Source organism: Kitasatospora sp. NPDC088742, from assembly GCF_055584905.1.
Genome location: NZ_JBVJLD010000054.1, coordinates 57,323 through 65,697, shown reverse-complemented (window position 1 = coordinate 65,697; position 8,375 = coordinate 57,323). Strand labels below are relative to the sequence as shown.

Below are 8,375 nucleotides of genomic sequence, written 5' to 3'. Positions count from 1 at the left end.
CCCCCGGTATCGCCGATCTCGTGGAGGCGGCCGCCTGGTTCGCCCCGCTGGAGGTCGAACTCTCCACCGCCACGACGGACTCCGCCCGGGCCACGCTCGCCGAGGCCGAGCTGTTCGGGGTGGTCGGGCACGGCGTGCTCACCCCCGTGGGACACGCCGTGCTCGACCTGTTCCGGGCCGGGGCGGACCGCCACTTCCCCGCCGTCCCCGGCGCCGGGCCCGCGCTCGACCGCCACCCCGCGCTCGCCGCGGCCGTGGCCCGCCTCCGGTCCGCACTGGCCGCCCTCGTGCCGGAGCCGGCCCGGACCGCCCGCTTCCAGGCCGACCTCACCGCCGTCGTGACCGGACCGGCCGCCCCCGAACTCGCGGAGCTGCTGACGGGCACCGCCGACCGGGAGTCCGAGGGCCACGCCACCGTCTGGCGGTTCGGCCCCCGCTCGGTCCGCCGGGCGCTGGATGCCGGGCAGGACGCCGCCGAGCTGCTCGACCGCCTCCAGGAGTTCAGCACCGGCGCGGCCCCGCTCCCGCAGCCGCTGGAGTACCTGGTCCGGGACACCGCCCGCACCCACGGCCGGATCCGGGTGGCCGCCGCCGGCAGCTGCCTGCGCTCCGACGACGAGGCACTCGTCCTGGAGCTCGCCCACAGCCGTCCGCTGGCCAAGCTCGGTCTGCGCCGGGTCGCGCCGACGGTGCTGATCGGCACCGCCCCGCCCGAGGCCACCCTGGCGGCCCTGCGGTCGGCGGGCTACGCCCCCGTGCTGGAGGCCGGTACGGGTGCCACCGTGGTGGAGCGCGCCCCGGCTCTGCGCGCCGACCAGCCGATGCCCGAACTCCTTACCACCGCAGCCGAGTTCGCCGCACAGATCAGCAAGGTCAAGGCCCCCGCCTGATCCCGCCGCGCCGCGCCGAAGCGCGCTCAGGCCACCGCACCGGCCACCGACGGCCGCCGCTCCAGCGGGCTCAGCGCCAGCACCCACAGCAGCGCGGCCACCGGCAGCAGGTCCAGGCTGACGGCCGAGAGCGCCACCCCGGCGGCCGCGACCAGCGGGCTCCACCAGGTGGTGCGGCGGGCCGCGGCGCCGAGCAGCGCGACCAGGCCCAGGTGGAACAGCAGCGGCCCCACCTGGTAGAAGACCGGCAGCACCCCGGGCACGTCCTGCACCCGCTGGAACAGCTCTCGCATCGCGGCCTTGTCCTCCGCGACCAGGCCCACCCAGAGGTCCACCAGCACCTGTCCGACGGAGGCGGCCAGCCCCAGGTACGCCACCGGCCCCAGCACCCGCCCGAAGGCCCTCCCCCGGCGGGCGAGTTCGGCCAGCACCGGGGTGAACAGCACCAGTCCGGCCAGCAGCAACGCGTGGCCGATCAGCCAGCTCGGCCCCGGCTCCCGCGACTCCGGCAGCAGCCGGACCGCTCCGTAGAGGCCGAACAGCAGCGGCGCCACCAGCGTGGGACGGTCCCAGGTCATTTCCGAACTCCTTTGGCAGTGAAGGCTTTCCCGATGACCACCAGCCTGCCGCCCGGCCCCCGTCCGGGGATCGCCCGCGCCGGTGAACCATCCGCCTCCCCCGTACGAGGGAGCCGACCGCCTCACTCCTCGCCGGCCACCACCGCGCCGGACTCGTACGCGAAGACCACCGCGTGCACCCGGTCCCGGAGCTGGAGCTTGGCCAGCACGTTGGAGACGTGCGTCTTAACTGTGTGCTCGCTCACCACCAAGGCCTCGGCGATCTCCGCGTTGGAGAGCCCGCGCGCGAGCAGCCGCAGCGTCTCCGTCTCACGGGCCGTCAGCTGCTCCAGCAGCCGGGACGGCGGACGCTGCGGCCCCGGGCCGGAGCGCCGGCGGGCGGTGAACTCGCCGATCAGCCGGCGCGTCACCGAGGGGGCCAGCAGTGCCTCGCCGGTGGCCACCATCCGCACCCCGTGGGCCAGGTCGTCCCGGCGGACGTCCTTGAGCAGGAAGCCGCTGGCCCCGGCGTACAGCGCGTCGTAGACGTAGTCGTCCACGTCGAAGGTGGTCAGCATGATCACCTTGGTGGCCGGGTACTCCGCGCAGACCCGGCGGGCCGCCTCCAGCCCGTCCATCACCGGCATCCGGACGTCCAGCAGCAGGACGTCCGGGGCGAGTTCGCGCACCCGCTCGATCGCCTCCGCGCCGTTGGCCGCCTCGGCCACCACCTCGATGTCCGGCTGCGCGTCCAGGATCATCCCGAACCCGGCCCGCACCAGCTCCTGGTCATCGGCCACCACCACCCGGATCGTCACACTGCTCCCCTTCTCGACTTCTCAACTTCTCAACTTCTCGACTTCTCAACTCGCCAACGGCAGGCGGGCACTGACCACGAAGCCGCGCCCCCCGGGGCCGGGCCCCGCCTCCGCCCGGCCGCCGACGGCGGCCGCCCGTTCCCGGATGCCGACCAGCCCGCGGCCGCCCGACCACTCCCCCGCCCGCGGGGCGCCGATCCCCCGCCCGTCGTCCGTCACCCGCACCAGCAGTTCGCGGCCGGTCCGCACCACGCTCACCTCGGCGGCGGTCGCCCCGGCGTGCTTCACGGTGTTGGTGAGCGCCTCCTGCACGATCCGGTACGCCGCCGCCTGCACCTCCGGCGGGCCGACCTCCGTGCAGTCCAGCGCCACCCGCAGGCCCGACTCGCGGACCCGCTCCACCACCGCCGGCAGCTCCGCCAGGGTCGGCTGCGGGGCCAGCTCGGGCCCGGCTCCCTGTTCCCTCAACACCCCGAGCACGCGCCGGAGCTGGACCATCGCGTCCCGGCCCGAGTCGGCGATGGTGTCGAAGGTGCGGACCGCCCGGTCCGGGTCGCTGCGCACCACCAGCGGGCCCGCCTCGGCCTGGATCACCATCAGCGAGACCGCGTGCGCCAGGATGTCGTGCATCTCCCGGGCGATCCGGGCCCGCTCCTCGGCCACCGCGCGGGCCGCGTCCGCCTCGGCCCGGCGGGCCAGCTCACCGGCCCGGTCCGCAGCGTCCGCCGCCTTGCGGCGCAACTCCCGTGCCAGCGAACCGAACACGAACGCCCCGACCGAGGTCAGCAGGCTGAACAGCGCACCGTTCAGCGAACGGGTGCCCGCCACGTTCCCCCAGACCAGGCCGGTCAGCATCAGCCAGCGCTGCCAGTCCCGGCCCCGGTCCGCGACGGTGTAGACCGTCACCACGGCCGCCAGCGGCACCTGCGGCATGGCCGAGTGCGCCGCCACGGTGACCGCGATCGAGACCAGGCTGGTCAGGCAGAAGACCGTGAACGGAGCCTTCCGCCGCCACGGCAGCGGCAGCGCGGTGGCCACCGCCAGCGCGTACACCCACCACTGCCAGTCCGGTTCGTCGTGCCAGACCGTCCAGACCGCGATCGCCGCCGAGGCCACCGCGAGAGCGCCGTCCAGCACGTACGGATCCACCCCGGCCCACCGGGCCCGCCACCACGCCCCGGCCCGCTCCGCGCGCGCCTGCCACCACTCCACCCCGGCCCCACCCCCGTGCGGCCGATCATCCCGCACCGCGCCCGGCTCAACCACCGACGACCGTCACGTCACCCGTCGCCGCCCGCGCCGTGACCTTCCGCTCCGACTGGCTGCGCACCGGCACGTCCACCTTCGCCGCCCCCGTGCCTGTCCTGGCGTCCACCGCGTACTCCGCCCCCGGCGGCAGCTCCAGCCGCACGTCGCCGGTGCCCGCCGTGGCCCGCACGTTCTCCGGCGCCACCGTGAAGCCGGCCTTCACGTCCCCCGTCCCGGCCGTCAGCTCCACCGTCCGCGCCCCGAGCCGCTCCGCCGTCACCCCGCCCGTCCCGGCCTGCGCCGTCACGTCACCGGTCAGCCCCGACAGCCGGACGCTCCCCGTCCCCGTCCTCACCCGCACCTGCGTCCCGGCCGGCGCGTGCACCACGTACCCCACCGAGCAGTCCCCGTCCGGGCAGCGGTACGACAGCGTCAGCGTCCCGTCCACCAGCTCGTGCCGCGCCTGCGGCGCCTCGTCGCTCCACTCCTGACCCTCCGTCACCGAGACGCCCCGGGCCCCCTCCTCGCCCCGCACCACCACGTCCCCGGTCCCCGAGTCCACCACCAGCACCCGCACCGGCCCGTCCACCGCGTACTCCACCTCGCGGCGCTCCTCCCCCAGCGAGCACCCGCTCACCCCGCCCAGCACCACCGCCGCCATCACGGCCCCCACCAGCACACGCTTCACGACCGGACCTCCCCGCCATCGACAACCCGACAACCCGACAAGAAGATCATCCCGCCTCCCCCCGCACGGGACATCCCTCCCCGGAGCGGTTGTGCCCCCTCCCCCGCCAGGGGGAGGAAACGCCGCAGGGCGGCCACCCCGTGTGGGGTGACCGCCCTGACGGCGGATCAGATGACCTGGACTCAGCCGGTGTACGGGCCGTAGTCGTAGTCGTCCAGCGGGACGGCCTGGCCGGAGCCGGCGCCGAAGGGCGACAGGTCGTAGTCGTCGTAGCCGACGGCCGAGTACATCGCGGCCTTGGCCTCCTCGGTCGGCTCGACCCGGATGTTGCGGTAGCGGGGGAGACCCGTACCGGCCGGGATGAGCTTACCGAGGATGACGTTCTCCTTGAGGCCCAGCAGCGGGTCCGACTTGGCGTGGATCGCCGCGTCGGTGAGCACCCGGGTGGTCTCCTGGAAGGAGGCCGCCGACAGCCAGGACTCGGTGGCCAGCGAGGCCTTGGTGATACCCATCAGCTGCGGACGGCCGGAGGCGGGGTGACCGCCCTCGGAGACCACGCGACGGTTCTCGGTCTCGAAGCGGCCGCGCTCGACGAGCTCGCCCGGGAGCAGCTCGGCATCGCCCGACTCGATGATCGTCACGCGGCGGAGCATCTGCCGGATGATGATCTCGATGTGCTTGTCGTGGATCGACACGCCCTGCGAGTTGTAGACCTTCTGGACCTCGGCCACCAGGTGGATCTGGACGGCACGCTGGCCCATGATGCGCAGGACGTCGTGCGGGTTCATCGTGCCGGCGGTCAGCTTCTGGCCGACCTCGACCGCCTCGCCCTCGGAGACCAGCAGCTTGATGCGCTTGGAGATCGGGTAGGCGATCTCGTCGCTGCCGTCGTCGGGGGTGACGACCAGCTTGCGGGTCTTCTCGGTGTCCTCGATCCGGACCCGGCCCTGGGCCTCCGCGACCGGGGCCACACCCTTGGGGGTACGGGCCTCGAAGAGCTCGACCACACGGGGCAGACCCTGGGTGATGTCGTCACCCGCCACACCACCGGTGTGGAAGGTACGCATCGTCAGCTGGGTACCGGGCTCACCGATCGACTGGGCGGCGATGATGCCGACCGCCTCACCGATGTCGACCAGCTTGCCGGTGGCCAGCGAACGGCCGTAGCAGAAGGCACAGGTGCCGACCGCAGACTCACAGGTGAGGATCGAGCGGGTCTTGACCTCGCTGATGCCGTGACGGATCAGCTCGTCGATCAGGACGTCACCGAGGTCGGTGTTGGCGGTGGCAAGGAGCTTGCCGTCCACCGTGATGTCCTCGGCCAGCATGCGGGCGTAGACGCTGGTCTCGACGTCGTCCGTCTTGCGCAGCGAACCGTCCTCGCCGCGGACGCCGATCGCCAGCTTGAGGCCGCGCTCGGTGCCGCAGTCCTCCTCGCGGATGATCACGTCCTGCGAGACGTCCACCAGACGACGGGTCAGGTAACCCGAGTCGGCGGTACGCAGCGCGGTGTCGGCCAGACCCTTACGGGCACCGTGGGTGGAGATGAAGTACTCCAGCACGGACAGGCCCTCACGGAACGAGGCCTTGATGGGACGCGGGATGGTCTCGTTCTTCGCGTTCGACACCAGACCACGCATACCGGCGATCTGACGCATCTGCATCATGTTTCCGCGAGCACCCGAGTCCACCATCATGAAGATGGGGTTGGTCTTCGGGAAGTTCGCGTTCATCGCCTCGGCGACCTCGTTGGTCGCCCGGGTCCAGATGCCGATGAGCTCGCTCTTGCGCTCCTCGTTGGTGATCAGGCCGCGCTCGTACTGACGCTGCACCTTCTCGGCCTGGGCCTCGTAGCCCTCGAGGATCTGCGGCTTGCTCGGCGGGACCACGACGTCGGAGATCGACACCGTGACGCCCGAGCGGGTGGCCCAGTGGAAACCGGACGCCTTGAGGTTGTCCAGGGTCGCCGCGACGACGACCTTGGGGTAGCGCTCCGCCAGGTCGTTGACGATCGCGGAGAGCTGCTTCTTGCCCACCTCGTAGTCGACGAACGGGTAGTCCTCGGGCAGCAGCTCGTTGAAGAGCGCGCGGCCGAGGGTGGTGCTGAGCCGGAACGACTCGCCCTCGAACCAGCTCGACTGACCGTCCTCGTCGACCGGCGGGGTCCAGCCACGGGGCGGGACGGTGCCGACCGGCAGACGGATGTCGACGACGGCCTGGACGTCGAGCTCCTTGGCGTCGAACGCCATCACGGCCTCTGCGGTGGAGGAGAAGGAACGGCCACCGCCCTTCACCTCGTCCCGGTCCGAGGTCAGGAAGAACAGACCGAGCACCATGTCCTGGGTCGGCATGGTGACGGGGCGACCGTCGGCCGGCTTCAGGATGTTGTTCGAGGACAGCATCAGGATGCGGGCCTCGGCCTGCGCCTCCGCGGAGAGCGGCAGGTGGACGGCCATCTGGTCACCGTCGAAGTCCGCGTTGAACGCGGTGCAGACGAGCGGGTGGATCTGGATGGCCTTGCCCTCGACCAGCTGGGGCTCGAAGGCCTGGATGCCGAGGCGGTGCAGGGTGGGCGCACGGTTCAGCAGGACCGGGTGCTCGGCGATGACCTCTTCGAGGACGTCCCACACGACCGGACGGGCGCGCTCGACCATGCGCTTGGCCGACTTGATGTTCTGCGCGTGGTTCAGGTCCACCAGGCGCTTCATCACGAACGGCTTGAAGAGCTCCAGCGCCATGGCCTTCGGCAGACCGCACTGGTGCAGCTTGAGCTGCGGGCCGACGACGATGACCGAACGGGCCGAGTAGTCGACTCGCTTGCCGAGCAGGTTCTGGCGGAAACGACCCTGCTTGCCCTTGAGCATGTCGCTCAGGGACTTCAGCGGACGGTTGCCCGGGCCGGTGACCGGCCGGCCACGACGGCCGTTGTCGAAGAGGGCGTCGACCGCCTCCTGGAGCATGCGCTTCTCGTTGTTCACGATGATCTCGGGCGCGCCGAGGTCGAGAAGCCGCTTCAGGCGGTTGTTGCGGTTGATGACGCGGCGGTACAGGTCGTTCAGGTCCGAGGTGGCGAAGCGGCCACCGTCGAGCTGGACCATCGGACGCAGGTCCGGCGGGATCACCGGGACGCAGTCCAGCACCATGCCGTTGGGCTTGTTGGTGGTCTGCAGGAAGGCGGAGACGACCTTGAGGCGCTTGAGCGCACGGGTCTTCTTCTGGCCCTTGCCGGTCCGGATGATCTCGCGCAGGCGCTCGGACTCCTCGGCCAGGTCGAAGGTCTCGAGGCGGTCCTTGAGGGCCGCCGCGCCCATCGAGCCGGAGAAGTAGGTGCCGAAGCGGTCGCGCAGCTCGCGGTAGAGCAGCTCGTCGCCCTCGAGGTCCTGGACCTTGAGGTTCTTGAAGCGGGCCCAGACCTCGTCGAGGCGGTCGATCTCGCGCTGCGCGCGGTCGCGCAGCTGCTTCATCTCACGCTCGGCACCCTCGCGCACCTTGCGGCGCACGTCGGCCTTGGCACCCTCGGCCTCGAGCTCGGCGAGGTCCGTCTCGGCCTTCTTGGCCCGGTTCTCCAGGTCGGAGTCCCGACGGTTCTCGATCTGCTGACGCTCGACGGAGACGTGCGCCTCCAGCGAGGGGAGGTCGCGCTGACGGCGCTCGTCGTCCACCCAGGTGATCATGTAGGCGGCGAAGTAGATGACCTTCTCGAGGTCCTTCGGCGCCAGGTCGAGCAGGTAGCCCAGGCGGGACGGGACACCCTTGAAGTACCAGATGTGGGTGACCGGAGCGGCCAGCTCGATGTGGCCCATCCGCTCGCGGCGCACCTTGGCGCGGGTCACCTCGACGCCGCAGCGCTCACAGATGATGCCCTTGAAGCGGACGCGCTTGTACTTGCCGCAGTAGCACTCCCAGTCCCGGGTGGGGCCGAAGATCTTCTCGCAGAAGAGCCCGTCCTTTTCCGGCTTCAGGGTGCGGTAGTTGATGGTCTCCGGCTTCTTGACCTCGCCGTGGGACCACTGGCGGATGTCGTCGGCGGTGGCCAGGCCGATGCGGAGCTCGTCGAAGAAGTTGACGTCAAGCACTGGTCGTCAAGCCCTCTTTCGTGAATCGAGGTTCTGTCTGTTGGTCTGAGGGGGGCCTGGGGGCGGGCCGGCTGATGGGGTATCAGCCGGCCCGGCCT

The 8,375-nt window shown here is 71.6% G+C and carries 6 protein-coding genes; 1 reads left to right on the top strand and 5 read right to left on the bottom strand.

Going from position 1 to position 8,375, the window contains the following annotated elements; genetic code table 11:
- A partial coding sequence (locus ACZ6ZR_RS32170) for a helicase-associated domain-containing protein (RefSeq protein ID WP_465648404.1) occupies positions 1 to 890 on the top strand: 890 nt, incomplete at its 5' end.
- A 26-nt stretch (positions 891 to 916) separates the two neighbouring features.
- Here the strand turns inward: ACZ6ZR_RS32170 and ACZ6ZR_RS32165 are convergent.
- From ACZ6ZR_RS32165 to ACZ6ZR_RS32145, 5 genes are all read right to left on the bottom strand, one after another.
- The gene (locus ACZ6ZR_RS32165) at positions 917 to 1,468 is read right to left on the bottom strand and encodes a hypothetical protein (protein WP_465648402.1); all 552 of its coding nucleotides are present in this window, start codon (positions 1,466 to 1,468) and stop codon (positions 917 to 919) included.
- A gap of 122 nt (positions 1,469 to 1,590) precedes the next feature.
- Positions 1,591 to 2,265, bottom strand: coding sequence for a response regulator (locus tag ACZ6ZR_RS32160; RefSeq protein ID WP_465648400.1), 675 nt, complete (start codon positions 2,263 to 2,265; stop codon positions 1,591 to 1,593).
- A gap of 45 nt (positions 2,266 to 2,310) precedes the next feature.
- Positions 2,311 to 3,477, bottom strand: coding sequence for a sensor histidine kinase (locus ACZ6ZR_RS32155; protein ID WP_465648398.1), 1,167 nt, complete (start codon positions 3,475 to 3,477; stop codon positions 2,311 to 2,313).
- Positions 3,478 to 3,523: 46 nt separating this feature from the next.
- A complete protein-coding gene (locus ACZ6ZR_RS32150) occupies positions 3,524 to 4,201 on the bottom strand; it encodes a DUF4097 family beta strand repeat-containing protein (RefSeq protein WP_465648396.1) in 678 nt (225 codons plus the stop codon).
- A 182-nt stretch (positions 4,202 to 4,383) separates the two neighbouring features.
- Positions 4,384 to 8,277, bottom strand: a complete 3,894-nt coding sequence (locus ACZ6ZR_RS32145) for a DNA-directed RNA polymerase subunit beta' (RefSeq protein WP_465648394.1) — start codon at positions 8,275 to 8,277, stop codon at positions 4,384 to 4,386.
- Between the last annotated feature and the right edge of the window lie 98 nt (positions 8,278 to 8,375).